The following is a 23,531-nucleotide window of genomic DNA, read 5'->3' as shown; positions in this document are numbered from 1 at the left end:
GCGAACCGAGCCATTTGCCGCAAGACACAAGACATATGACGATGCCGCTTACCGCAGATCACCAGCAAGTCCGACAAGTCGATCCGCAAGTGCCGGAACCTGCTGCGCTGGCCGAAGAAATCCTGGCCGGGTTCAATCGGCACTACTCGTTGTTCCGCTTTGTGGCGCAACGCGCCAAAGCCCTGTTCGAGTCGCATGACTGGCATGGCATGCAGCGCGTCAACCGCGAGCGGATCGATTACTACGACACGCGGGTGCGCGAATGTACTCGTCAAATTACCCAGTTGCTGGCCAGGACCTGCATGGCCATGCAGGATCCGAAGCTGGGCGGCTCTTTTACCGAAGCACAAAGCCAATACTGGCAGGATATCAAGCAGGCCTATACCCAACTGCTGCTGGAGCATAGCCAGCCGGAATGTGCCGAGACGTTCTTCAATTCGGTCTGCAGCCGCATCATGCATCGCGACTATTTCCACAACGATTTTCTGTTTGTGCGCCCCGCCGTTGCCACTGATTACATTGATGCCCAGGGCAGCTCCTATCGCGTTTACTACCCGCATACTCACGGTATCGTGTCGACTGTCATAGACCTGGTGGCTGATTTCGGACTGGCCCTGCCTTATCACGACCTGCCGGCGGACGCCCGCCTGCTGGCCCGCCGCGCCGTCAGCGTGCTGCGAAAAGAAATCATCAAAACCGGCGGCTCACGCATTGCGCCCGACTGCCAGATCCATGTGTTGCGCAGTCTATTTTTCCGTAACAAGGGTGCCTATATCATAGGCCGCTTCATCAATAACGGACAGCTCTACCCATTTGCCATCCCGCTGTTGCACACGCCGGCAYACGAGATCCAGTTGCACGCGCTGCTGCACACCCGCCCCGATATCAGCACATTGTTCAGTTTTACCCGTGCCTATTTTCTGGTAGACATGGAAACCCCGTCCTCCTACGTCTCGTTTCTGCAAAGCCTGATGCCGGCCAAACCCAAGGCGGAACTGTATACGGCTATCGGGCTGCAGAAACAGGGCAAGACCCTGTTTTACCGCGACTTTCTGCATCACCTTACGCACTCGACCGATACCTTCGATATCGCACCCGGTATTGAAGGGATGGTCATGACCGTGTTCACGCTGGGCTCCTACCCTTATGTGTTCAAATTGATCCGCGACAAGATTCGCAAGGACGGGATGGTCCACCAGACAGTGCGCCAGAAATACCAGATGGTCAAACTGCATGATCGCGTCGGGCGCATGGCCGACACTTGGGAGTATTCACAAGTGGCGCTGCCGCTGGCGCGGTTTTCCGATGCTCTGCTCAAGGAACTGCGCACCGAGGTGCCCAGTCTAATCGAAGAAACCGAGAGCGCAATTGTGCTTCGTCACGTGTATATCGAGCGGCGCATGACACCGCTGAACCTGTATCTGAATCGAGCCAGCGACGCAGCGCTCGAAGACGCCGTCAAGGGCTATGGCGATGCCATTGCCGAGTTGGCCGCCGCCAATATCTTTGCGGGCGATATGCTGTACAAAAACTTCGGCGTCACGCGCCTGGGCCGCGTCGTGTTTTATGACTATGACGAGATCCAGCCGATCACCGAGATGGTTTTCCGAAGCATTCCGCCAGCGCCCAATGAAGAGGCCGAAATGTCCGACGAGCCCTGGTACGCCGTTCACGCCAATGACGTATTCCCTGAAGAATTTGAACGGTTCCTGCTGGGCGACCCGCGCGTGCGACGGGCATTCCTGAAACACCACGGCCAATTGCTGGATTACCAATGGTGGCAGAACCGGCAGAACCGGGTGGCCTCCGGTAAAATTGAAGACATCTTTCCCTATCCCGCTGAGCGCTGCCTGCATTATCCAGGCGTGCCGCGGCAACATCACTCATTTAAGGAATCGACATGAATGATCCTATCGTAATCGTTTCTGCTGCCCGCACCCCCATGGGGGCCATGATGGGCAGCCTTTCCGGGCTGGCTGCGCACGAGCTGGGCGCTACGGCCATTCGCGCCGCCGTCGAACGCGCAGGCATCAAGGTCGACGATGTGCAGGAGGTCATTATGGGCAATGTACTGCAGGCCGGACAAGGCCAGGCGCCGGCCCGCCAGGCAGCCCTGGGTGCAGGACTGCCCAGGAGCGTGGCTTGCACCACCGTTCACAAAGTTTGCGGCTCAGGGCTCAAAGCAGCCATGTTTGCCCACGACCTGCTGCTGGCTGGCAGCGCCGATGTTGTTGTCGCCGGCGGCCAGGAAAGCATGAGCAATGCCCCCTACCTGTTGCTCAAGGGTCGTCAGGGCTACCGCTATGGTCACTCCACTGTCTACGACCATATGGCACTGGACGGCCTTGAAGACGCCTACGAGCGCGGTACCGCCATGGGGGTATTTGCCGAAAAATGTGCAGATAAGTACACCTTTACCCGTGAAGAACAGGATGCGTTTTCCATAGAATCGCTCAAACGCGCCAATGCCGCCATTGCCGATGGCAGCTTCGAATGGGAAATTGCCCCCGTGACCGTCAGCGGCCGGGGCGGTGAGACGGTTGTCGCCACCGACGAGTCCCCAGGCAAAGCCAAGCCCGAAAAAATTCCGGCCCTCAAGCCTGCATTCAAAAAAGACGGTTCGGTCACTGCAGCCAATTCGTCTTCCATTTCTGACGGGGCTGCTGCACTGGTCATCATGCGCGAATCGACCGCAAAAAAAATGGGTGCCGCACCGATCGCGCGTATTGTTGGCCATTCACAGCATTCTCATGAGCCCGAATGGTTTACCACCGCACCGGTCAGCGCCATCCAGAAACTGCTGGACAAGCTGTCCTGGGGCAAAGACGACGTTGATCTTTACGAAATCAACGAGGCCTTCGCCGTGGTCACCATGGCCGCCATGAAAGAGCTGGAGCTGGATCACGCAAAAGTCAATATCCATGGCGGCGCCACTGCACTGGGTCATCCTATCGGCGCATCCGGCGCCCGCATTCTGACCACACTGCTTGGCGCGCTGCGCAAGACCAAAGGCAAACGCGGTGTGGCCTCTTTGTGCATTGGCGGCGGGGAAGCCGTGGCGCTTGCCATCGAAATGATCTGATCCTGTTGGAATCCGTGCCGGGTAGCGAGTTTACCGGGCACGGCCCTCATCCACACTCTCTCCTGTTGCTCGCGCCCGATGGCTCGCAGCGGCCGGCTTCTTGCATGGAAACGATGTATGCCCGTTATTACCTCAAAAATCAATGCCCGTTCCGCAGGCTTTCTGGAAAACGCGCAGGCGATGCAGCAACAGATCGATGATCTATTGATGCATCTGGAAAAAACCGCGCTGGGCGGCAGCCAGAGTGCACGCGACAAGCACGTGGCGCGGGGCAAGCTGCTGCCGCGCGAGCGGGTTGAACGCCTGCTGGATCCCGGTTCGCCGTTCCTGGAACTGTCGCCCATGGCAGCACACGGCATGTATGACAACGAAGCGCCAGGCGCCGGGGTGATTACCGGCATCGGGCGGGTCAACGGGATTGAATGCGTGATCGTATGTAACGACGCCACTGTCAAGGGCGGTACATACTACCCGATGACGGTAAAAAAACATCTGCGTGCCCAGGAAATCGCCCAGCAGAATCGCCTGCCATGCATTTACCTGGTGGACTCTGGCGGTGCCAACCTGCCCCGTCAGGATATGGTGTTTCCCGATAGGGATCACTTCGGCCGCATTTTTTACAATCAGGCGGTCATGTCGTCCATGGGCATTGCGCAAATTGCCGTTGTCATGGGCTCGTGTACGGCCGGCGGCGCCTATGTGCCAGCCATGAGCGATGAATCCATCATCGTCAAAAACCAGGGCACTATCTTCCTGGGCGGCCCGCCACTGGTCAAAGCCGCAACAGGTGAGGTCGTCACGGCTGAAGACCTGGGCGGCGGCGATGTTCACACGCGCCTGTCCGGCGTGGTGGATCATCTGGCCAACAGCGACCTGCATGCATTGCAGCTGGCCCGCGATACAGTGGCACGGCTGAATATCAAAAAGGACATGCCGCTCAGGTTGCAGGCAGTGCGCGAGCCGGTGTACGATCCTGCAGAGCTCAACGGCATTATTCCTGCTGACACCCGAAAGCCCTACGACGTACGTGAGGTCATTGCGCGTATAGTGGACGGATCCGAGTTCGATGAGTTCAAGGCGCGTTTCGGCACCACGCTGGTGACCGGCTTTGCTCATCTGCACGGCATGCCGGTGGGCATTATCGCCAACAACGGGATCCTGTTTTCCGAAGCGGCGCAAAAAGGCGCGCACTTTATTGAACTGTGCTGCCAGCGCAAGATTCCGCTTATCTTTTTGCAGAACATTACCGGCTTTATGGTGGGCCGTAAATACGAAAATGAAGGCATTGCCCGCCACGGCGCCAAAATGGTCACGGCGGTATCTACCGCATCGGTGCCCAAAATCACCGTTCTCATCGGCGGCTCTTTCGGCGCAGGCAACTACGGGATGTGCGGTCGCGCCTTCAATCCCCGCATGCTCTTTATGTGGCCCAATGCACGTATTTCAGTCATGGGTGGCGAGCAGGCCGCCAGCGTATTGTCTACAATCCGCCGCGATAGCATCGAGGCCAAGGGCGGCAACTGGTCTGCCGACGAGGAAGAACAATTCAAGGCTCCGATACGCGACCAGTACGAGCGAGAAGGACACCCATACTACGCCACCGCGCGCCTGTGGGACGACGGCATCATCCAGCCTGCAGACACCCGCCGGGTACTGGCACTAAGCCTGTCCGCAGCCCTGAACGCCCCGATAGAAGACACCCGTTTCGGCGTGTTCCGTATCTGACCGGAGACAAGATCATGTTCCATACTATCCTTATTGCCAATCGCGGCGAAATCGCCTGCCGTGTGGCCGCCACTGCCCGACGCATGGGCATTCGCACCGTTGCCGTCTACTCCGATGCCGATGCCGACGCAGCCCATGTCCAAGCCTGCGATGAATCGGTCCATATTGGCGCGGCCGAACCGCGCGCCAGCTACCTGCTGCCAGAGGTGATTCTGAATGCCGCAAAGGCGACGGGCGCACAAGCGATTCACCCGGGTTACGGTTTTCTGTCCGAGAACGAAGCCTTTGCCCAGGCTTGTGGGCAGGCTGGCGTCACATTTATCGGCCCCCCGGCCTCAGCCATTGCCGCCATGGGCAGTAAGTCTGCCGCCAAGTCCCTGATGGAACAGGCTGGCGTCCCGCTGGTGCCGGGCTATCACGGCAAAGACCAGAACCCGTCTCTTTTGCATCAGGAAGCCGACCGCATCGGCTATCCGGTACTGATCAAGGCCAGTGCCGGCGGCGGTGGCAAAGGCATGCGCGTGGTCAATAGCGCTGCGCAGTTTGCCGCCGCGCTGGCCTCATGCAAGCGTGAAGCGATTAGTAGCTTTGGCGACGACATGGTCCTGATCGAGCGCTATCTGACCAAACCGCGCCATATCGAGATTCAGGTCTTTGCTGACGGCCAGGGCAATGCCGTGTACTTGTTCGAGCGTGATTGCTCGGTCCAACGCCGCCACCAAAAAGTCATCGAAGAGGCGCCGGCGCCAGGCATGACCGCGGAACGCCGCAAGCAAATGGGCGAGGCGGCCGTGGCCGCCGCCAAGGCTGTAGGTTATGTAGGCGCTGGCACTGTCGAGTTCATTGCTGAACCGGACGGTCGCTTTTACTTCATGGAAATGAACACCCGTTTGCAAGTGGAGCATCCGGTCACCGAGATGATCACCGGGCTGGACCTGGTCGAGTGGCAATTGCGCGTTGCTGCCGGACAGCCCCTGCCATTGACGCAGGCGCAACTGACTATGCAAGGTCATGCCATTGAAGCGCGGATCTACGCAGAAAATCCGGACAACGGCTTTCTGCCTTCCATCGGCACACTAAGCCATCTGCGCCTGCCGGATCACGTCGCCTTTCGTAACGGTACGGTTCGCGTCGACGGCGGCGTCGGCCAGGGCGATACCATCTCGCCCTATTACGACCCCATGATCGCCAAGCTGATTGTCTGGGGTGAAAACCGCGAACAGGCCATTGCGCGCATGCATACGGCGCTGGCGCAAACCCATGTTGTTGGCGTTCGCACCAATCTGGCGTTTCTGGGCCGGCTCATGGAAAACACGGCGTTTGCCACTGCCGATCTGGACACGGGGCTGATCGAGAAAAATCGCGAGCAATTGCTGCCCGAACACACCGCAGCCACGTTGCCGGCACTTGCCTGCGTGGCAGCTACCTGGATCAGTGCCCAGGGGCAAACAGGCCATAACAGCAACCAGGGTGATCTCATCAGCATAGACCCATGGGACAGCACCGACGGCTGGCGCCTGTCGGGTTCCTACCAACAGACACTGCAACTGCAGGATGGCGATATTGCGCATACGCTACACATGCAGCGCGTTGACGGACAGTGGCAACTGGTGCACCAGGACCGTAGCTATCCGCTATCATGGTCAGCGCAGGCCGACGGCGCCAGCTGGCACACCCAGGTCAACCTGGACGGCCGCAATTATCGTGGCACTGTCGTACGGGAGGGAGAGCAGGCCTGGTTGTTTGGCACAGGACAAACCGGCGGCACCCGTATTTTTGGGCTGCCCGACGTGTTGCGCCATGCCGCCGACGAGAGCGCCGATCATGGTGGCAACCTGACCGCCCCCATGCCTGGAAAGATTATCTCTCTGTCGGTCAAGTCCGGCGATACCGTAAAAAAAGGCGACGCCCTGATGGTCATGGAGGCCATGAAAATGGAGCATGCCATTAGCGCTCCCACATCGGGGGTTGTCCAGGAAGTGTTCTTTGCCGTTGGCGATCAGGTAAGCGATGGTGCGGAACTGATCAGGATTGACGATACGCAGTCAATCCGGGGCGAAGTTACGCCATGATTGTCCAATGAAACATCGGGTATCTGGATCCAGGCTGCGACCGTGATACAAGATTGGCGCGTAAAGCGCCACCCGTCAGTGCTATTTCAGCCAGATTTTATTATTGCTTGTCTTCATCCAGATGAATATTGCCACCTTCATTGGCCCAGTCCGCATCACGCTGCTGTTCGATATCGTCTGACAGCGTATCGAGCAGTTCAGCGATCTCGTCCTGGTAAGTTTCAATCATATCGTCCGGCAAGCCCAAAGACTCCTGAGCTTGCAGAAAACTTTCGGCACAGACATTCAGTGAATTGCGCACGGCCTTTTTGTCGCTTACATTGGCCAGCACCGCATACACCGCGTGTTGCAGCGCCGCCTGCTGCGCCATGCACTGGTTCAGATTATCCGACAGCTCGATTACCAGCTCTTTGAGTTCCATTTCGTTCTGCATGTCTGCTCCTTGTCATCCGTTGGGAGCAACCGGATGGATTCGACAACATCCGGCTGGCTCATTGCCCTGTCGGCAGACAGGGGTCTGGTCAGGCTCTGACCTGGGCAATCACTTCATCCAGCCACGCCAGCATCAGCTTGAGTTCGTCTTCTGTCATATTCAAGGCGGACATAAAGCGCAACAAATTAGGCCGCGGCGCATTCAGCAGCATACCCTCGGGACCGCGCTCGCGCGCTGCGTCCACAATCGCCGGTCCATCGTCCTTGTCCAGCATCAACGCGCGCAACATGCCCATGCCACGCTCGCCTTTCATGCCCCATTTTTCCGACAGCGCCAGCAAACCTTGCGACAACTGTTCGGAACGAACCTGAACACTTTGCATAAACCCCGGTGCAGCCAAGGTGTCAAAAACAGCAATACCACCGGCCGTAATCAATGGGTTGCCATTGTAGGTTCCACCCTGATCGCCATGCTCAAAGCACGACACTTCCTCGCGGGCCAGCATGGCGGCCAGGGGAATGCCGCCGCCGATACCTTTGCCCAGCGACATAATGTCCGGCTCTATGCCATAAGCCTGATAGGCAAACAGTTCGCCGCAACGGCCCATGCCTGTCTGCACTTCGTCCACGATCAGCAGCATATTGTTCTCGCGGGTCAGTTCACGCAGCGCTTTCATGAACGCCATCTCTGCAGGAATGACACCGCCTTCGCCCTGCACCGGTTCCAGCATGACGGCGACCGTATTGTCGTCAATTAACGCCTTGACCGATTCCAGATTATTCAGTTCTGCCTTGGGAAAGCCATCGACCTGCGGCGCAAATTTCGTGTCCCACCCAGGCTTGCCCGAGGCAGACATGGTGGCCAGTGTACGGCCGTGAAAACTGTGGTCGAAAGTGATAATTTTGTAGGCGCCGTTTTTCTTCTTCTGGCCCCATTTGCGCGCCAGCTTGATCACACCCTCGTTGGCCTCGGCGCCACTGTTGGTAAAAAAGACGCGATCGAAGCACGACGCATCAATCAGCCGCTTGGCCAGCGCCACGGACGGTTCATTGAAAAACGCGGGCGACGGATTGATCAGTTTTCCGGCCTGGTCGTTGAGCGCCTTGACCAATTGCGGCGGACAGTGTCCCAGACAATTTACCGCCCAACCCTGAATGCAATCCAGATATCGCTTGCCGGTGTCGTCCGTCAGCCAGGAACCCTCGCCACTGACGAAATACAAAGGCGGACGGGAGGTAATTTCCATTAGCGACTGGGCATCGGCGGAACTAAATGACATGGCGTTTCCTTATAAATGCGAACGAGGACGAAGTAAGTTTTCATTGTATTCAAATTCCCTTCGCATGTCCGGCCCCCATGAAAAATACGCGCTTACGATGGCCTCTTGTCGCGAACCGTTTATCGGTCAACGGGCAAAGCCCGTTCTTTCCCCCCAGCGGTGTCTCGCGCCAGGCGTCAACTGTGATTTTTATCCGGATTTCGCTTGCAGGTTTCGCTTGCAGATTTCGCTTCCGGGTTTTGCTCCCAGCTTGTCTTCTTGCTTGCGCCGCTTCCTCAGTATGGTCAATCTGCAGATCTATCTGTAATTTTTTGTTTTTGCTTAATGTTTGCGCTAAGGGGAACGTTGGTGATGCAAACCGCAATCGTCTGAAACAGGAGACGCGGCGGCCAGGCAACATACTTGTCATAGAAAAGTCATTTTAAATCATGGGCCTGTAAGCTGCTGTGAGGTTTTTTTATGACCAGATCCAATAAACCGTTGCCTGCCCACTCAAAAACCCGTACAGTATAATCATTAAGCCTGCGTAACGGCTGACGGGTGTAGCCCGTCAAATACCACCATTTATCTACGCTTTCAGCTTAATTAAAGAATTTTGAAGGCAGGATGGTGTCATTTGACTGAAGGGCTATCATTGAATAAACCTTTTGGGGAAAACGCATTATGTATGATGTCCTGGTTTATCTCTTCGAGAACTATTACACTCCAGAATCCTGCCCTTCCGCAGACGTCCTGACCAAAAGGCTCATGGCTGCTGGCTTTGAGCACGATGACATTGACGATGCGATCGGCTGGCTTTTCGGTCTGGCCGAATCTACGGAAAAATGCGTGGAACTGACCAGCATGTCAGACTCCAGTACACGCTTTTATACGCCGGGCGAACAACAACACCTGGGCGTGGCGGCACTCGGCTTTCTGAGTTTTCTGGAGTATAGCGGCGCTGTGGCACCTCCACTGCGAGAAATCATCATCGATCGGGCCATGGCAGCGCCGGAAGCGCCCTTGTCGTTGCAGCACATCAAAATTATCACGCTGATGGTTTTGTGGAGCCAGGAAGCGGAAATTGATCATCTGATTCTGGAAGAACTGGTTACCGACGACGAAGAAAAACTGTTTCACTGACCCGTTTTCCGGCGGGATGCTTGCCACCATGTATCGCATGAAGCGAGCATGGGGCAGATATGCCGCCGGAAACGATGCGAGCCTAAGCCTTTGTGCAGCCAGGCCAGTTGCTGGTTATTTTAACTCTGTCTACTTCTGTCCCGCTCATTTTGCCCACCCCGTCACACACCACCTGCGCCCCCTATACGGGGCGTTTTGCGCCCAGTCCCAGCGGCCCTCTGCACGACGGCTCGCTTGTCGCCGCCATGGCCAGCTTTCTGGACGCCCGCGCCCATCATGGCCGATGGCTGCTACGCATCGAAGACATCGACACGCCGCGCGTAGCACGGGATGCAGACCGGATCATCCTGTCACAATTGCGACAACTGGGAATGCGCTGGGATGGCGACATTATCTGGCAGTCGCAGCGGTTGTCGCGATATGCCGACATATACCAGCAACTTGACAGACAAGGCCTGATTTACGGATGCGCCTGTACACGGCATGAGATCGCCAGCAACGCCGAGCAGGCCGGCCTAGCGGGAGAAGACGGCGAGCGGCCCTACGTGGGCACGTGTCGGGCCGGCATTGCGGGCGGGCGCTCGCCCCGCGCCTGGCGCGTGAGAATGCCCGATGAGGCTTACTCCTTTACTGATCGCTGGGTGGGTGAACGAACTCAAAACGTTGCCCAAGCCGTAGGCGATATGATCGTCAAACGCGCCGATGGCCTGTTCGCCTATCAACTGGTTGTGGTAGTGGACGACCACGATCAGCAAGTGACGGATATTGTGCGAGGTCAGGATCTGTTATCTTCGACCGCCAGGCAGCATCAACTGGCCCGCATGCTGGGTTTTACGCCACCGCGAATGATGCATATTCCGTTGGTGCTGGACGGCGAGGGCAGAAAACTCTCGAAGCAGAATCATGCGCAGGCCATCGATGTACATAACCCCGTCAAGAGCCTGCAGCGAGCCTGGGCAGCGCTGGGTTTTGACGTACTGCCCGTCAACACCGTGAACGACTTCTGGGACGCGGCAGTGGCGGCATGGCGACAGCGTTTTAATATTGGCTGACATTCATCTTAGGCATTCTTTTTAGTCAAAACGACCACCCAGCTTTCCTCGAACTACCATCGCAACGACGCCGTACCCTTGTTGAATACCGACCACGACCTATAGCCGATTTTGTTTATCGTCCAGCAAACCGGTTAACAATGCCACCCCGTCCTGATTAACACGGAATTCCCCATAGCGGGCTCGTGCAAAGTGTTCGCCCTGCCCCTCCGGGAAAAAATACGCATCGGTAACAAACAGCACCCGCTCATCCAGCTGCCTGCGATAGCGCACCACGACGTTGCCGGGTTGCGCCGGCGGCGCCATTTGCGGCAGCGTCCGTGTAAAGTGATAGACACCGTGCGCGTCGGGCTCCAGTTCAACATACCGGTGCGAATAATCGGAAAACAGGTCCCGGTCGTCTGCACGCTGCGACGTAAAATTTAACGTCATATAGTCGCCCTGCATCAAAGAGCGTGGATCCACCGGACGCAATGCAACCACAAATCGTGTCCCTTCGCGGATAATCGCTTCTTTCTGCACGATGTCAGTATTGGCCACAGCCAGCACGGCAACTAGCCCGGCCACAATGCTCGCAAGCACCGGCACGCTTGGCCACCCGAGGCCGGACCTGGCCACAGGTGCAGGCAGGGTGTGGGCGACAGATGAAGTGCCTGGTACAAGCAAGCGCGACCCCTGGCGCCCATGGAGCCCATCGGGCATATCGAAGATCGGATCTGTGGTGCCATCCTGATCGACAGGCGGCTGTCGCACGGCGGCAACGGGACGCAACCGGTACCATAGCAGCGCAATCACCAGCAGAGAGGCACCCTGCGCGATCAGAAATACCGCTTTATCCAGCAGAAGAAAATGCAGTTGAAAATAAAACTGCGCCAGAAAAACCACAATACTGATCACGCCCACAACCCGCATGCTACGGTAACGCAGCTCGTAGCCCAGCAGGCACAATAACAATCCCAACTGGACCGCAGGCAAATCGCCCCACAGCACGCCCAGCGCCAGCAGAACCAGCAACACGATGGCCTGATCCGCTACGGGAACGCGTCGTCGTGTGGCTGACAGCCATGCAATCCCAACAGGCAGCAGGGCAAACACCAGATTACCCAGGTAAGCCACTGGGAACCGTGTGGGCAAACGCCATTTGCTGAGCGCCACGGCCAGCATGTTCGACCCATCCTGGACACTCGGATTACCGCTGTAGGAAAACCCCGACATGTGAATCACATAGGCACCAAGCGGCACGCCCAGCAGCGCCCACGCGAGCGTTTTGTAGCGACGCAGCCAGACCGGTGGCAGGCCCATCAAAATCACGCAGGCCAATACAATGCAGCCAGGCGCCAGTTCGCTCAGAAAAAACACCCAGCCTGCGTCATGGCGATTACCGTACAAGCCGGCATCTGCAGGATCGAACGCAATACCAGGACTGTACTGCGGCCACAGAATGGCAAAGAGCACCAGCGCTGCGACTGCGCACAAAAACTGGAACCACGGTACTTGATACATATGGTACAGAAGCAGCAGGCCGGCAATCAGACCCAATCTTGGCAAATCGCGGCCCATATAGTCTATCTCGCTTGGGCCGAAAACCTCGAATGCCAGCAATAGCAAACCGGCCAGCATCAGCGTCGCGCCAACGACACGCCATTTTCCAGGCGGGGCGAAGTATGCCAACAGCCCCGCAACCAAAGCCGCGCCTGCAGCGCCGACTGGCGGTATTTCCAGGACCAAAATAAGGGCTAGGCCCAACAAAAATATAAAACCGAATGAAAACAAGAACAACAACGGCGAACTTCGCGCCGGGGTAGCTTCAAATTCAGCTTTTGCCATGGGCGCGCCAGACCGCGCTTGATACACCTTCCTGAGCCAGGACACGCAACCGAGCATCCCGCCCAGCGCCACCAGAAAGGCCAGCGCCACGCTCAGCTCAATCGATTCGGCGAACAGCCAGCTTGCGATAAGCACGTAGGTTCCCGCATACAGCACCGTAAACACGGCCAGTTGCGAAAGAATGAAAAAATCGGGCCTGATACGGCGATAACGATAGAACCCACCTGAGACAACCGCCCCGACCAGCACTGCCTGCAGCAGCATGGCGTGATTGGACTGGCCGTCAAACAGCGATTCCAGAGACGCAGCCAGCGTACAAAACAGCGCGATCAGTATAATGAGCGCCAGCAACCGGGGGACCACCCGATAGGGATCGCTATAGTGGCTGCGCAAACGCTCGGCGCCCGCTAGCAGGCCGGCATTGATAGCAGCCACCACCCACGCATAGCCCATTGGGGTATAACGCTGCGGGCTTAGCACCAATTGCGTGCCCAGCAGCAATATGATGGCCGTATTTAGTACAAGTAACCACAGAACGATGACAAACCAGCTGCGGGCCACCAGCAGCCAGGGAACCGTTAGCAAGGCCCACCAGCCGAACAGCGTCCAGGGGTCGGCGCCGGTCTGATAGGTTTGCCCCAGCAGCGCCAGCAGACCCCCCGTTGCCACACAAGCGAGAAACAGAGCGCCAGCATAAGCCGGTACTGCCCCACTGCCTGAACTTGCGGGACCCGGGACGCCAGTAACGAGCCTGCAGCTGCGCCGCCCCCGCCCGGCCTGCACCAGCGCAATAGCCACAACAGCAACCAGCAACAGTTGGACACCGGCGATACGCTCGAACTTGCCAAAGCCATCCCAGTTTGCCGCAATCCAGGTCACAATGCCACTGGCCAGCAAGCCGATACCCAGCACCCGCGCTCCCATATAGAAAAAGAGACGCCATCGGACGATTTGTTCATGCCCGGATTGGGCAGTAAGAGCCGTTGGAGCTTGCATCAATTGAATTACCTCTCGTATTATCCGCGCTTGAGCTGGCGGGAAAGTGCCAGCCACCAGAAACAGCACGGCAGGCGATTATCGCTGTGTGGAAAATAGCCGTGTAGTACACTCAGGTGAAAAATAACACATCCGCTTGCGGTTCATAACTTCGGAAAACCATGACGAAAACCCTGATTATCGCTGAGAAACCTTCAGTTGCACTCGATATTTCCCGTGCCTTGGGCGGCATGCATCGTGAAGGCGACTACTTCGAGAACGACCAGTATGTCCTGTCGTCCAGCGTAGGGCATTTACTAACCCTGACCAATCCCGACGATGTTGTACGTGGCAAATGGTCCTTCAATCATCTGCCGGCCATCCCCGCCAAAACGTTCGACCTGAAGCCGTCGGACAAAAAAGCCACCGACCGCCTCAAAATGCTGGTGCGCCTGCTCAAACGCAAGGATGTCACTGCCATTATTAATGCATGTGACGCCGGGCGAGAGGGAGAATTGATCTTCCGCTACATTATTCAGTATGCTGGCGTCAATAAGCCTATCAAGCGGCTTTGGCTGCAATCCATGACACGCAACGCCATTATCGAGGCCTTCGACAACCTGCGCGACGACAGCGTGATGAAGCCGCTGGAAGCGGCGGCCCGCTCGCGCGCAGAAGCCGACTGGCTGATCGGCATCAACGGCACACGCGCCATGACCGCCTTCAACAGCAAGGACGGGGGCTTTTTCAAGACGCCTATCGGCCGGGTCCAGACGCCGACCCTGGCCATTGTTTTCGAACGTGAAGAAAAAATCCGCAAGTTCAAATCGCGCGATTACTGGGAGGTGCATGCCACCTTCGTAGCCGCCGGCGGCCTGTATGAAGGCAAGTGGTTCGATCCTGCCTTCAAGAAGGATGAACACGATCCCGAGAAAAAAGACAACCGCCTGTGGTCGGCTGCCAGTGCGCAATCGGTGGTTGTTGCGTGTCGCCATAAAGACGGCACAGTTACCGAAGAATCCAAGCCATCAACATCCATGTCGCCAGGCCTGTTTGACCTGACATCCCTGCAGCGCGAGGCCAACTCACGTTTCGGTTTTACCGCCAAAACCACACTGGCGCTGGCGCAAAGCCTGTACGAACGACACAAGGCCCTCACTTACCCACGTACCGACTCCCGTTACCTGCCCGAAGACTACCAAAGTACGGTCAAGCAAACCTTTGACGCCATCGTGGGCGCCGATTCGCTGCTGGGACGCCGCAATGCGCCCTTTGCAAAGAAAATCCTGCAAAACAGCTGGGTCAGGCCTAACAAGCGAATTTTCGACAACAAAAAAATCTCGGATCACTTTGCCATTATCCCTACCCTGCAGGTGCCCAAGGAACTGAGCGAAGCCGAAGCCAAAATCTACGACTTGGTCACCAAGCGTTTCATGGCCGTGTTCTTTCCGCCTGCCGAATTCAGGGTAACCACGCGCATCACGATTGTGGCCAGTCACCACTTCAAAACTGAAGGCAAGGTGCTAATCAAGCCGGGCTGGCTGGAAATTTACGGACGCGAGAACCAGGAAAGCGATGCTACCCTGGTGCCCGTGGCTGAAAATGAAACCGTCAAAACGGAAGATATCGCGGCCAAGGAACTGGCAACCCGTCCGCCCGCCCGCTATACAGAGGCCACCCTGCTATCGGCCATGGAGGGGGCCGGCAAACTGGTGGACGACGATGAACTGCGTGAAGCCATGTCTGAGCGCGGACTGGGAACACCGGCCACGCGCGCCACCATTATCGAAGGATTGCTCAACGAACAGTACCTGCGGCGTGAAGGCCGCGAACTGATTCCCACAGCCAAGGCGCGCCAGCTCATGACGCTGCTGGTCGGACTGAACGTACGCGAGCTGACCTCGCCCGAACTGACGGGCGAATGGGAACACAAGCTCAAGCAAATGGAACAGGGCCAGCTGGACCGCGAAGCATTCATGCGCGAAATTGCGCAAAGCACGCAAATTATCGTCAAGCGGGCCAAGGAATACGAGCAGGACACCGTGCCCGGCGACTACGCCACGCTCATCACACCATGCCCGGCCTGCGGCAGCGTCGTCAAGGAAAACTACCGCCGTTACGCCTGCACCAACTGCGATTTTTCCATTACCAAGCATCCTGGCGGACGTACCTTTGAAATTCCCGAAGTGGAAGAACTGCTGCAAAACAAAACCCTGGGCCCGCTCAGCGGCTTCATCAGCAAAATGGGGCGACCTTTTTCCGCCATTTTACGTATTACAGCCGAAAACAAGCTGGAATTCGATTTTGGCCAGTCTGATGACGACAACAGCGAACCGCTGGACGTTTCCCAACTGACGCCTGTCGGCCAATGCCCCAAATGCCAGGGCAATGTATATGACACGGGCATGAGCTACGTCTGCGAGAATTCGGTCAGCGAAAAGAAAACCTGCGACTTCAAGTCAGGGCGAGTCATCCTGCAGCAAGAAATCGGCCACGAGCAGATGGGCAAGCTGCTGAGCCAGGGTAAAACCGACCTGCTGGACGGTTTTGTGTCCAATCGTACCAACCGTAAGTTCAAAGCCTACCTGGCCATGTCGAAAGCGGGTAAAATAGAGTTTGAATTTGAGCCCCGCCCAGCCAAAACGGCAAAAGCGACGTCTAAATCGGCTGCCAAAGCCGCCAGCAAGTCCGCGGCAAAAAGCGCCGCTGGCGCGGCAGAGGCCGACAGCGGCAAAGTGGTCAAAAAAGCAGCCAAGAAAACTGCCCGCAAGACTGCAAGCAAAACTGCCACCAAGAAAACAGCTGTCAAAAAAGCCGCTGCAAAGAAAGTCGCAAGCAAAAGCGCGGCTGCCCGCAAGACCGCCAAAACCGCCGACCCGGACGACACCGAGCCCGCATTTTAAGCGCCCCCCGCCTCATGCCGGGGGCGCATGTACACAATGAACACACTAATTCAGAAATACAACATCCCCGGCCCACGCTACACCAGCTATCCGACTGTTCCCTATTGGGACGAAAGCCGTTTCGATAGCGACGCCTATCTGCAGACCGTCAGGCGCAGTTTTACAGAGTCGAACGCCCAGGAAGGCGTCAGTCTGTACATCCATCTGCCATTCTGTGAGGTGCTCTGTACGTTCTGCGCCTGTCACAAGCGCATTACCAAAAAGCACAGCGTTGAAGAACCCTATGTTGATGCGGTTCTCAAAGAATGGGCCATGTACCGCAAGCTGCTGGACGACAAACCCGTCATCCGGGAAATTCACCTGGGCGGCGGCACGCCGACATTCTTTAGCAGCACCAACCTGAAGCGCCTGCTGACTGGAATCCTGGACGACGCCATCGTCCATGAGCATCACGAGTTCAGCTTCGAAGGCCATCCCAACAATACGCGCAAGGAACACTTGCAAACGCTGTACGACCTGGGTTTTCGCAGGGTCAGCTACGGCGTGCAGGATTACGATCCGATGGTCCAGAAGGCCATTCATCGCATCCAGCCCTACGAAAACGTGCTGAACGCCACCGACGCCGCCCGTGCTATCGGCTACACCAGTGTCAGTCACGACCTGATCTTCGGTCTGCCGTTCCAAACCTGGGCCGCCATGGAATCGACCATCAAGAAAACCATCGCGCTCAAGCCCGACCGCCTGGCCTTCTATTCCTATGCCCACGTTCCCTGGATCAAGGGCAATGGGCAGCGTGGTTTCGACGAAAATGACCTGCCTTCGGGCGAAGAGAAGCGCGCCCTGTACGAAAATGGCAAGCGGCTGCTGGAAGAGCTGGGCTACGTGGAAATCGGCATGGATCACTTTTCGCTGCCATCCGATTCGCTGTATCAGGCTATGCTTAAAAAGGACCTGCACCGCAACTTCATGGGCTACACGTCATCGTCAACACAATTGATGATCGGTCTGGGGGTATCTGCCATCAGCGATACCTGGTATGCCTTTGCGCAGAACGAAAAAGTTCTTGAAGATTATTATGCCCGTGTAGAAAGCGGCGTCCTGCCGTTGTTCCGCGGCCATTTGCTGGACCAGGAAGATCTGATCATCCGGCGCCACATTCTGAACCTGATGTGCCAGTTGCAGACAAGCTGGGCCGATCCGGCCCTGCAGTTTCCCGAACTGCCCGACGTACTGGAGCGGCTACAGGAGATGCAAAGCGACGGCCTGATCCGCATCGGTGACGACCGCATCGACATTACCGAGGCCGGGCGCACTTTCGCGCGCAATATCTGTATGGCCTTTGATCTGCGCATGCTGCGCAAGCAGCCGAATGCGCGGATTTTCTCGATGACGGTATAAAAGGCACAACATGACCCTGATTCCGGAAATCAAGCCGCAACAGTCTTTGGAACTGCTCAAGGAACTGCATATCCTCACGCGCGAAGGAAAAATCAACCAGGACACGCGGCGCAAGCTCAAGCAGGTCTACCACCTGTACCAATTCATTGAGCCGCTCATGCAAACCGTGCTGAACGAGCGCCGGGCGCTGTCGCTGGTCGATCACGGCGCCGGCAAGTCCTATCTTGGTTTTATTCTGTACGATCTGTTTCTCAAGGAACACGACAGCGCCACGGTATATGGCATTGAGTCGCGTGCCGACCTGGTCCGAAAATCGGAAGATCTGGCCCGCCGCCTGGGCTTTGACGGCATGCAGTTCAAGGATATGACTGTCGAGCAGTCCATTGCTTCTGCCGATCTGCCTGAAAAAATCGATATTGTCACCGCGCTTCACGCCTGCAATACTGCCACTGACGACGCCATCCGCTTTGCCCTGGCTCGCGATGCCCGTTTTATCGTGCTGGTGCCCTGCTGCCAGGCAGAAGTGGCCGCGGCACTGCGCGCCACCAAGGGCAATACTCTGGGTAAAACGCCCTTGTCCGAACTATGGCGCCACCCCCTGCACACCCGCGAATTCGGCAGCCAGATCACAAATGTATTACGCTGCCTGCAACTGGAAGCGCGCGGCTATCAGGTGACCGTCACCGAACTGGTAGGTTGGGAACACTCCATGAAAAACGAGCTGATCATCGCAAAAAAAACCGGTGGCTTCAAAAAAAGCGCCCGTGAGCGGCAACTGGCGATTTTGAAGGAATGCCATCTGGAAGCGTTGCAGGAGCGGTTTGCTTATTGAGAATGCATTTTTGGGGATCAGATTGCCTCAGTGGATATTGCGCTTACCGCCGTACTGGGCACCACCTCAGACGCGTCCATTGCAGCGCGCAAAGTGATTACTCAACATCGTCAGGTTTAGATCACATTGCGGGAGCGATAATCATCAGATTCGCAATCAATCATTTCCGATAGTGATGAGGCGCGTAGATGAGCGCGACAGCCAGCGCGTGTGCTTTCCCCGTACAGGATATGCAGATGCCGCGTATGGATCTGCCAGCCTTATCGCACTCATCGTCCCTCTGTTTAACTGATTAATTACTCTGCTGAAAAAACAGGCTCGCCCAGATTCTGCATCAGGCGATTGGCCCAGCCGAACACGGACACCGAATGGATCAAATCCAGCATTTCAATCTCGGTGAAACCCTGATTTTTCAACACTTGCAGATTCTCTGCATCAAATCCGGACGCACCGCGCGTAAGCGCTGTCGCGATGTCGATAACGGCAGCATCGCGTTCATTTTTTGCTGCGGTGGCAGGATCCACAAACACGTCGCGCACGATTTCATTCCGCTTGGCCAGTTGCTCGAAGCGCTGCGCATGCACCGAAGCGCAGTAGACACAGCCGTTGATGCGCGATACCGCCAGCGCGCCCAGTTCCCGATCAGCACGATTCAAACCACCTGGCGCATACATGATGGCGTTATAGGTATATGAGCGCCGATCCAGAATGTGCGGCTCATGCACCAACAGCAGATAATAATCGGAAGTCTTGGCCTGCGGGTGACTCGCTTCCAATACTTTGTTCTGTTCGGGTGTTGCCGCATTGGCGTCCACGACATCCAGCCAGGCCTTCCAGCCCAGCGTCTGATTGGTAAATCCGTTGACTTTAATTACATCGCTCATGCTGCCTGCTCCAGTTTCTGCATTGCCTTCAACCCGGCCACCAGACGTATCTGGTAGGCCAGAAACCCGATCAATTGCCCAAGCACAACCACGTCTTGCGTAGACATGCCCGATTGTTTCAGCGTCAGCAACGCTTCTTCATTGCCTTCTATCGGATCCAGAATCAGCTTCTTGGTAAATTGCAGGACACTGTTCAGTTCACTTTTGACGATATCCTCAACATGATCTTCAGTCACGATCTGCACCAGCTTTTCTTCAATGCCCGCCAGCAACGCCTGTTCTGTGTAGTGCGCTGTCAGCTCGGGCGACTTCATCAGGCTGCTGGCATATACGGCCACCAGCCAGCGATCATGCAGCGGCAAACTTACGTCGGGAAAAAACAGGGCTTCGTAGCTTTGCTGCGTGCCGGTTTTGACTTTTTCCCTGAACTGACGGGCTTGCCAGGTCTTGCTATCGGGCTTAAGGCCCAGTAGCGTATCGATCAGATCGACTGCCTCTGCGCTTTGCATAATATTTCCTTTACGTTGTTGCTCTTGAATTCATGACATATGCGATATGACATTCTAACGGAGACAGGAAAAAAATTCGCGCCCCTTTACGCTGCCGTTGTTATGGACAAAATGCGGCTTTGGTCATTTTATGTAGCCGTACGACTCCAATGCCGAAATTTCATCTTTTATTATTTGTACCACTGCTCTTTGACGCTTCACGGTAAACCTCGCCTCCACCGATGATACGCTGATGGCAAACCTGGGGCATCCACGTCTGTCGGCGATAGCCACTCCTACTCCGAGCACGCCCTGTACAGCAGCATTGCCAACCGCAGACCATCCTCGCTCTCGCGTCGCCTTCATCAGCAATCGCAGCTTTTTCACTGAAATTGCCCCATAGGGATAGAGCTTTTGTTCATTCTCGGCAAGAATGCGCTCCTGCTCAGACTCCGGCAGGTAAGAAAGCAATGCCAGCCCGGCCGCCCCCACGCCCATCGGCTGCTTATGGTCAATCTGAATGGAGAGGACCTGCAGGGGGTAAGTGCCTATTTCCCGATGGATACATAAAGAATCCGCATTATCCTGTCTGATCAGAAAAGACGAATCTCCTGTCTTCTCGCTGATTTTTCTCAGTACGCCTTTAAATTGCTCAGACTCATCTCCAAAATTAGCGATCGGGTTTAGTTTGTCGCGATTGTATGCGAAACGACCTGTATCAGAAATTTCATTGATTGGGTCTTGGCTGCGATTTGTGCAATCTTCAATCCAGAGGCATCGGCATTGCTAAGCGCCTCCAGTATCGCGAGGCCGCGTACCAATGTTTTGGGCTCATCCTTGTAATGCATATCTGCTCCTTATGTCCAATTTCTGGACAAATTTATTTTGTCACACTATTGAACCTGACTAGAATGCAGCTGCATATCAACACAATAAAACATGAGACTGGAGACATGATGAAAACAAAATGCTTTGGCATGACGGCGCTGACGCTGGCGCTACTGTCAGCCTCCCCTGCTGTGGCAGCGGCCTATCCCGATCGACCAATCAACCTGGTTGTCGGCTATTCCGCGGGAGGCGCCACCGATATCCTCGCGAGATTAATCGCTAAAGGCCTTTCCAGCCAATTGGGCCAAACGGTTATTGTGGAAAACAAACCCGGGGCCAACAGCAACATTGGCACGGAATACGTCGCCCGGGCAAAGAATGACGGCTATACCTTGCTGGTCGGAAGCATTGCCAACACGATCAACCGTTCACTTTATAAAAACCTGAATTACGATTATCTGAACGACTTCAAAAGTGTCGGCTTCATCGCCTCCATCGGCAATGTGCTCGTCGTCAATCCGAAAAAAAATATCAATTCAGTGGACGAATATATTTCGTATGCAAAAAAGAACCCGGGAAAGCTGACCTGCGCCTCATCAGGCATCGGGTCGTCTATTCATATGTCATGTGAGCTGTTCAAGGTCCTGACGGGCACGAACATTCTTCATATTCCATACAAAGGCAGTGGCCCCGCAGTCAACGATTTGCTGGGCGCCCAGGTCGATTCAATGTTTGACAACATTCCTTCGTCTGTAGGACGAATCAAATCGAACAAGCTCATACCGCTAGCGGTCACAACAGAAAAGCGTGATCCCGCGCTTCCCGACGTGCCCACCTTCAAGGAACAAGGGATTGACAATTTTCTCGTCAGTTCGTGGTTTGCAATTGCAGCCCCCAAAGGGACGGACGACAAGATTATCAGCAAACTCAATGATGCATTGAACAAAGTGATCGCCAGCGCCGAAGTCAAGGATAGCTTTGCCAAAAACGGCTATAGCGCAGCGCCCATAGAAAACACCCCGGCCTATCTGGATCAATTTACCCGGGACGAAATTGCGAAATGGGAACAGGTCGTGCGCCAGGCAAAGCTGCAGGCCAACTGAAATAAGGTAACAACAAGATGTATCCAATAGACTTTTTTTTCAGAGCAGCCCTGCGCTATCCTGAAAGCACGGCCATTGAGTCAAGGCAGGAAAGCGTCAGTTATGCCGCATTGGCAGACCGGGTAAGCGCGCTGGCTTGCGCAATCCACAAACTGGACGACGAACCAGGTTCCATGGTCGGACTATGCGCGCAGAACTCGGTCGCCTATATTGTTGCCATGCTTGCCATTATGGCTGCCGGCAAGGTATGGGTGCCGCTCAATTACCGAAGCACACCGACAGAAATCAGAAGAATCACAACCGTCATCAAGCCGTCTATTATCATTCAGGACGGCGATGGCGCAGTATTGACCGCCGGCCTGGAGACCGTACATATCATCAATACACATGATATCCCCATCTTGATCGAACGATTTACCGGACAGCCTGTTCCCGAAGCGATCAGAAGCGATGACGAGATCCAGGCCATCAAATTCACGGGCGGCACGACTGGTATGCCAAAAGGGGTGATGCAACCGTACCGGGCGTGGGTTGCCGTTATTATCAATCAGATCCACGGCTGGAAAATAACAAACAATGACAAATTTGTTATTTGCGCCCCCATCAGTCATGGCACCGGAACTTACGTTTTGCCTGTACTGGCGCAAGGCGGCTGCCTGGTGCTGTCTGGATCAGCAGAGGCGGCCGACATCGTGCATGCATTCAGGGAACAAAAGGGCACGATGACCTTTATGCCCCCGACACTCATCTACAAGCTGATCGCCGCCGGATCACCAAAGGATTTCCCGGGTCTACGGCTGCTGATATACGGCGGAGCCGGTATGCCGGCAGAAAAAATAGCACGCGCACAGGATTTTTTCGGCAACGTCCTTGCCACGACCTATGGGCAAACAGAAGCACCGCAAATAGCCACGTTGATTGGGCCCGATGCTCTGGCTCAACCGCAATACCGCACTTCTGTCGGACAAGCCAGCTGGTTCACCGATATTGCGATTGTAGATCAACAGCAAAATAGGCTGCCTCCCAATGAAACCGGTGAAATCGTGATCCGTGGCGATCTTGTGATGACCGGGTATTGGCGGCTGCCCGAGAAAACAGCCGAGACGATAAAAAACGGTTGGCTGCATACAGGCGACGTCGGGTTTGTAGACGAAAAAGGGTTTCTGTTTATCAAAGACAGAATTCGCGATGTGATTATCACGGGTGGTTTCAACGTCTATCCGATAGATGTTGAGAATGTTCTATCGCAGCACGTCGGTGTGTACGAGTCAGCAGTCTTTGGAATCACAGATGAAAAATGGGGCGAGTCGGTAAACGCCGCTGTTCAATTGCGCGCTGATAGTGCGGCGACAGCGGACGAACTCAAGCGACTAGTCAGAGAAAAACTGGGTCCGGTTCACACGCCAAAAAACATCTATTTCTTTGCAAGTCTGCCCAGATCACCGGTAGGCAAGGTGCTCAAGAAAACCATTCAGGAACTGGTCCTGTCCGGCATGCAGGACACCACCGAAACACGACAATTGTAATA

19 protein-coding genes are annotated in these 23,531 nt (G+C 55.8%); 11 read left to right on the top strand and 8 right to left on the bottom strand.

What is annotated here, in order from left to right; all coding sequences use genetic code 11:
- The first annotated feature begins 41 nt into the window (after nt 1-41).
- The 4 genes from aceK (at nt 42) to CAP48_RS03675 (ending at nt 6,879) form a co-directional block, all read left to right on the top strand.
- Entirely contained in the window at nt 42-1,904 is a 1,863-nt protein-coding gene (aceK, locus tag CAP48_RS03690; protein ID WP_100694730.1) for a bifunctional isocitrate dehydrogenase kinase/phosphatase, read from the top strand.
- Nucleotides 1,901-3,082 carry an acetyl-CoA C-acyltransferase gene (locus tag CAP48_RS03685; protein ID WP_100694631.1) on the top strand — a complete coding sequence of 394 codons (1,182 nt, stop codon included), beginning with the start codon at nt 1,901-1,903 and terminating at the stop codon, nt 3,080-3,082. The genes aceK and CAP48_RS03685 overlap by 4 nt, the downstream gene beginning before the upstream one ends.
- Nucleotides 3,083-3,199: 117 nt before the next feature.
- Complete coding sequence (locus CAP48_RS03680; RefSeq protein ID WP_100694630.1) at nt 3,200-4,807, top strand: carboxyl transferase domain-containing protein; 1,608 nt, start codon at nt 3,200-3,202, stop codon at nt 4,805-4,807.
- A 14-nt stretch (nt 4,808-4,821) separates the two neighbouring features.
- The gene (locus CAP48_RS03675) at nt 4,822-6,879 is read left to right on the top strand and encodes an acetyl/propionyl/methylcrotonyl-CoA carboxylase subunit alpha (RefSeq protein WP_100694629.1); all 2,058 of its coding nucleotides are present in this window, start codon (nt 4,822-4,824) and stop codon (nt 6,877-6,879) included.
- Nucleotides 6,880-6,979: 100 nt separating this feature from the next.
- Here CAP48_RS03675 and CAP48_RS03670 read toward each other — a convergent pair whose 3' ends face one another.
- The 3 genes from CAP48_RS03670 to CAP48_RS03660 form a co-directional block, all read right to left on the bottom strand.
- The gene (locus CAP48_RS03670) at nt 6,980-7,312 is read right to left on the bottom strand and encodes a hypothetical protein (RefSeq protein ID WP_100694628.1); all 333 of its coding nucleotides are present in this window, start codon (nt 7,310-7,312) and stop codon (nt 6,980-6,982) included.
- An 88-nt stretch (nt 7,313-7,400) separates the two neighbouring features.
- Entirely contained in the window at nt 7,401-8,591 is a 1,191-nt protein-coding gene (locus CAP48_RS03665; protein WP_100694627.1) for an acetylornithine transaminase, read from the bottom strand.
- A gap of 49 nt (nt 8,592-8,640) precedes the next feature.
- Nucleotides 8,641-9,000, bottom strand: coding sequence for a hypothetical protein (locus tag CAP48_RS03660; RefSeq protein ID WP_100694626.1), 360 nt, complete (start codon nt 8,998-9,000; stop codon nt 8,641-8,643).
- 254 nt (nt 9,001-9,254) lie between these two features.
- On the opposite strand from CAP48_RS03660, the gene CAP48_RS03655 reads away from it, so the two are divergent.
- Together CAP48_RS03655 and gluQRS are read left to right on the top strand one after the other, a co-directional pair.
- The gene (locus CAP48_RS03655) at nt 9,255-9,713 is read left to right on the top strand and encodes a DUF494 domain-containing protein (protein WP_100694625.1); all 459 of its coding nucleotides are present in this window, start codon (nt 9,255-9,257) and stop codon (nt 9,711-9,713) included.
- A 125-nt stretch (nt 9,714-9,838) separates the two neighbouring features.
- Nucleotides 9,839-10,765, top strand: coding sequence for a tRNA glutamyl-Q(34) synthetase GluQRS (gene gluQRS, locus CAP48_RS03650; protein ID WP_192871285.1), 927 nt, complete (start codon nt 9,839-9,841; stop codon nt 10,763-10,765).
- Nucleotides 10,766-10,864: 99 nt separating this feature from the next.
- Here the strand turns inward: gluQRS and CAP48_RS03645 are convergent, their stop codons facing one another.
- Nucleotides 10,865-13,588, bottom strand: a complete 2,724-nt coding sequence (locus CAP48_RS03645) for a GDYXXLXY domain-containing protein (protein WP_100694623.1) — start codon at nt 13,586-13,588, stop codon at nt 10,865-10,867.
- Nucleotides 13,589-13,749: 161 nt separating this feature from the next.
- On the opposite strand from CAP48_RS03645, the gene CAP48_RS03640 reads away from it, so the two are divergent.
- Genes CAP48_RS03640 through CAP48_RS03630 form a run of 3 tightly spaced genes read left to right on the top strand, consistent with a single transcriptional unit; the run spans nt 13,750 to nt 18,700 of the window.
- Complete coding sequence (locus tag CAP48_RS03640) at nt 13,750-16,470, top strand: DNA topoisomerase III (protein ID WP_100694622.1); 2,721 nt, start codon at nt 13,750-13,752, stop codon at nt 16,468-16,470.
- A 36-nt stretch (nt 16,471-16,506) separates the two neighbouring features.
- Nucleotides 16,507-17,868, top strand: coding sequence for an oxygen-independent coproporphyrinogen III oxidase (hemN, locus tag CAP48_RS03635; RefSeq protein WP_100694621.1), 1,362 nt, complete (start codon nt 16,507-16,509; stop codon nt 17,866-17,868).
- A 10-nt stretch (nt 17,869-17,878) separates the two neighbouring features.
- Nucleotides 17,879-18,700 carry an SAM-dependent methyltransferase gene (locus tag CAP48_RS03630; protein ID WP_100694620.1) on the top strand — a complete coding sequence of 274 codons (822 nt, stop codon included), beginning with the start codon at nt 17,879-17,881 and terminating at the stop codon, nt 18,698-18,700.
- Nucleotides 18,701-18,996: 296 nt separating this feature from the next.
- On the opposite strand, the gene CAP48_RS03625 is transcribed toward CAP48_RS03630, so the two are convergent.
- The 4 genes from CAP48_RS03625 to CAP48_RS20185 all read right to left on the bottom strand — a co-directional run bounded on the left by CAP48_RS03625 (nt 18,997) and on the right by CAP48_RS20185 (nt 20,920).
- A complete protein-coding gene (locus CAP48_RS03625) occupies nt 18,997-19,584 on the bottom strand; it encodes a peroxidase-related enzyme (RefSeq protein WP_100694619.1) in 588 nt (195 codons plus the stop codon).
- Complete coding sequence (locus CAP48_RS03620) at nt 19,581-20,093, bottom strand: CMD domain-containing protein (RefSeq protein ID WP_100694618.1); 513 nt, start codon at nt 20,091-20,093, stop codon at nt 19,581-19,583. Before CAP48_RS03620 ends, CAP48_RS03625 begins: the two co-directional genes overlap by 4 nt.
- A gap of 123 nt (nt 20,094-20,216) precedes the next feature.
- Complete coding sequence (locus tag CAP48_RS03615; protein ID WP_100694617.1) at nt 20,217-20,570, bottom strand: IclR family transcriptional regulator C-terminal domain-containing protein; 354 nt, start codon at nt 20,568-20,570, stop codon at nt 20,217-20,219.
- 185 nt (nt 20,571-20,755) lie between these two features.
- On the bottom strand, nt 20,756-20,920 hold the full coding sequence (locus CAP48_RS20185; RefSeq protein WP_161495193.1) for a hypothetical protein: 165 nt from the start codon (nt 20,918-20,920) through the stop codon (nt 20,756-20,758).
- 108 nt (nt 20,921-21,028) lie between these two features.
- On the opposite strand from CAP48_RS20185, the gene CAP48_RS03610 reads away from it, so the two are divergent.
- Both CAP48_RS03610 and CAP48_RS03605 read left to right on the top strand, forming a co-directional pair.
- On the top strand, nt 21,029-22,003 hold the full coding sequence (locus tag CAP48_RS03610; RefSeq protein WP_100694616.1) for a tripartite tricarboxylate transporter substrate binding protein: 975 nt from the start codon (nt 21,029-21,031) through the stop codon (nt 22,001-22,003).
- Nucleotides 22,004-22,020: 17 nt separating this feature from the next.
- Nucleotides 22,021-23,529, top strand: a complete 1,509-nt coding sequence (locus CAP48_RS03605; RefSeq protein WP_100694615.1) for a class I adenylate-forming enzyme family protein — start codon at nt 22,021-22,023, stop codon at nt 23,527-23,529.
- Nucleotides 23,530-23,531 lie beyond the last annotated feature (2 nt).

Origin of the sequence: Advenella sp. S44 (assembly GCF_002810445.1) — a bacterium.
In the GTDB taxonomy this organism is placed as follows: domain Bacteria; phylum Pseudomonadota; class Gammaproteobacteria; order Burkholderiales; family Burkholderiaceae_B; genus Advenella.
The sequence above is the reverse complement of the archived record's forward strand: the minus strand, read 5'-3'. Positions and strand labels throughout refer to the sequence as shown.

Coding starts and splice junctions, on each gene's coding strand:
- CAP48_RS03625 (WP_100694619.1), bottom strand. CDS start 19,584: ATGAGCGATGTAATTAAAGTCAACGGATTTACCAATCAGACGCTGGGC.
- CAP48_RS03655 (WP_100694625.1), top strand. CDS start 9,255: ATGTATGATGTCCTGGTTTATCTCTTCGAGAACTATTACACTCCAGAA.
- CAP48_RS03620 (WP_100694618.1), bottom strand. CDS start 20,093: ATGCAAAGCGCAGAGGCAGTCGATCTGATCGATACGCTACTGGGCCTT.
- CAP48_RS03685 (WP_100694631.1), top strand. CDS start 1,901: ATGAATGATCCTATCGTAATCGTTTCTGCTGCCCGCACCCCCATGGGG.
- CAP48_RS03665 (WP_100694627.1), bottom strand. CDS start 8,591: ATGTCATTTAGTTCCGCCGATGCCCAGTCGCTAATGGAAATTACCTCC.
- CAP48_RS03660 (WP_100694626.1), bottom strand. CDS start 9,000: ATGACAAGTATGTTGCCTGGCCGCCGCGTCTCCTGTTTCAGACGATTG.
- hemN (WP_100694621.1), top strand. CDS start 16,507: ATGAACACACTAATTCAGAAATACAACATCCCCGGCCCACGCTACACC.
- CAP48_RS03615 (WP_100694617.1), bottom strand. CDS start 20,570: ATGGGCGTGGGGGCGGCCGGGCTGGCATTGCTTTCTTACCTGCCGGAG.
- CAP48_RS20185 (WP_161495193.1), bottom strand. CDS start 20,920: ATGCATTACAAGGATGAGCCCAAAACATTGGTACGCGGCCTCGCGATA.
- CAP48_RS03670 (WP_100694628.1), bottom strand. CDS start 7,312: ATGCAGAACGAAATGGAACTCAAAGAGCTGGTAATCGAGCTGTCGGAT.
- CAP48_RS03675 (WP_100694629.1), top strand. CDS start 4,822: ATGTTCCATACTATCCTTATTGCCAATCGCGGCGAAATCGCCTGCCGT.
- CAP48_RS03640 (WP_100694622.1), top strand. CDS start 13,750: ATGACGAAAACCCTGATTATCGCTGAGAAACCTTCAGTTGCACTCGAT.
- CAP48_RS03630 (WP_100694620.1), top strand. CDS start 17,879: ATGACCCTGATTCCGGAAATCAAGCCGCAACAGTCTTTGGAACTGCTC.
- CAP48_RS03680 (WP_100694630.1), top strand. CDS start 3,200: ATGCCCGTTATTACCTCAAAAATCAATGCCCGTTCCGCAGGCTTTCTG.
- CAP48_RS03605 (WP_100694615.1), top strand. CDS start 22,021: ATGTATCCAATAGACTTTTTTTTCAGAGCAGCCCTGCGCTATCCTGAA.
- CAP48_RS03610 (WP_100694616.1), top strand. CDS start 21,029: ATGAAAACAAAATGCTTTGGCATGACGGCGCTGACGCTGGCGCTACTG.
- CAP48_RS03645 (WP_100694623.1), bottom strand. CDS start 13,588: ATGCAAGCTCCAACGGCTCTTACTGCCCAATCCGGGCATGAACAAATC.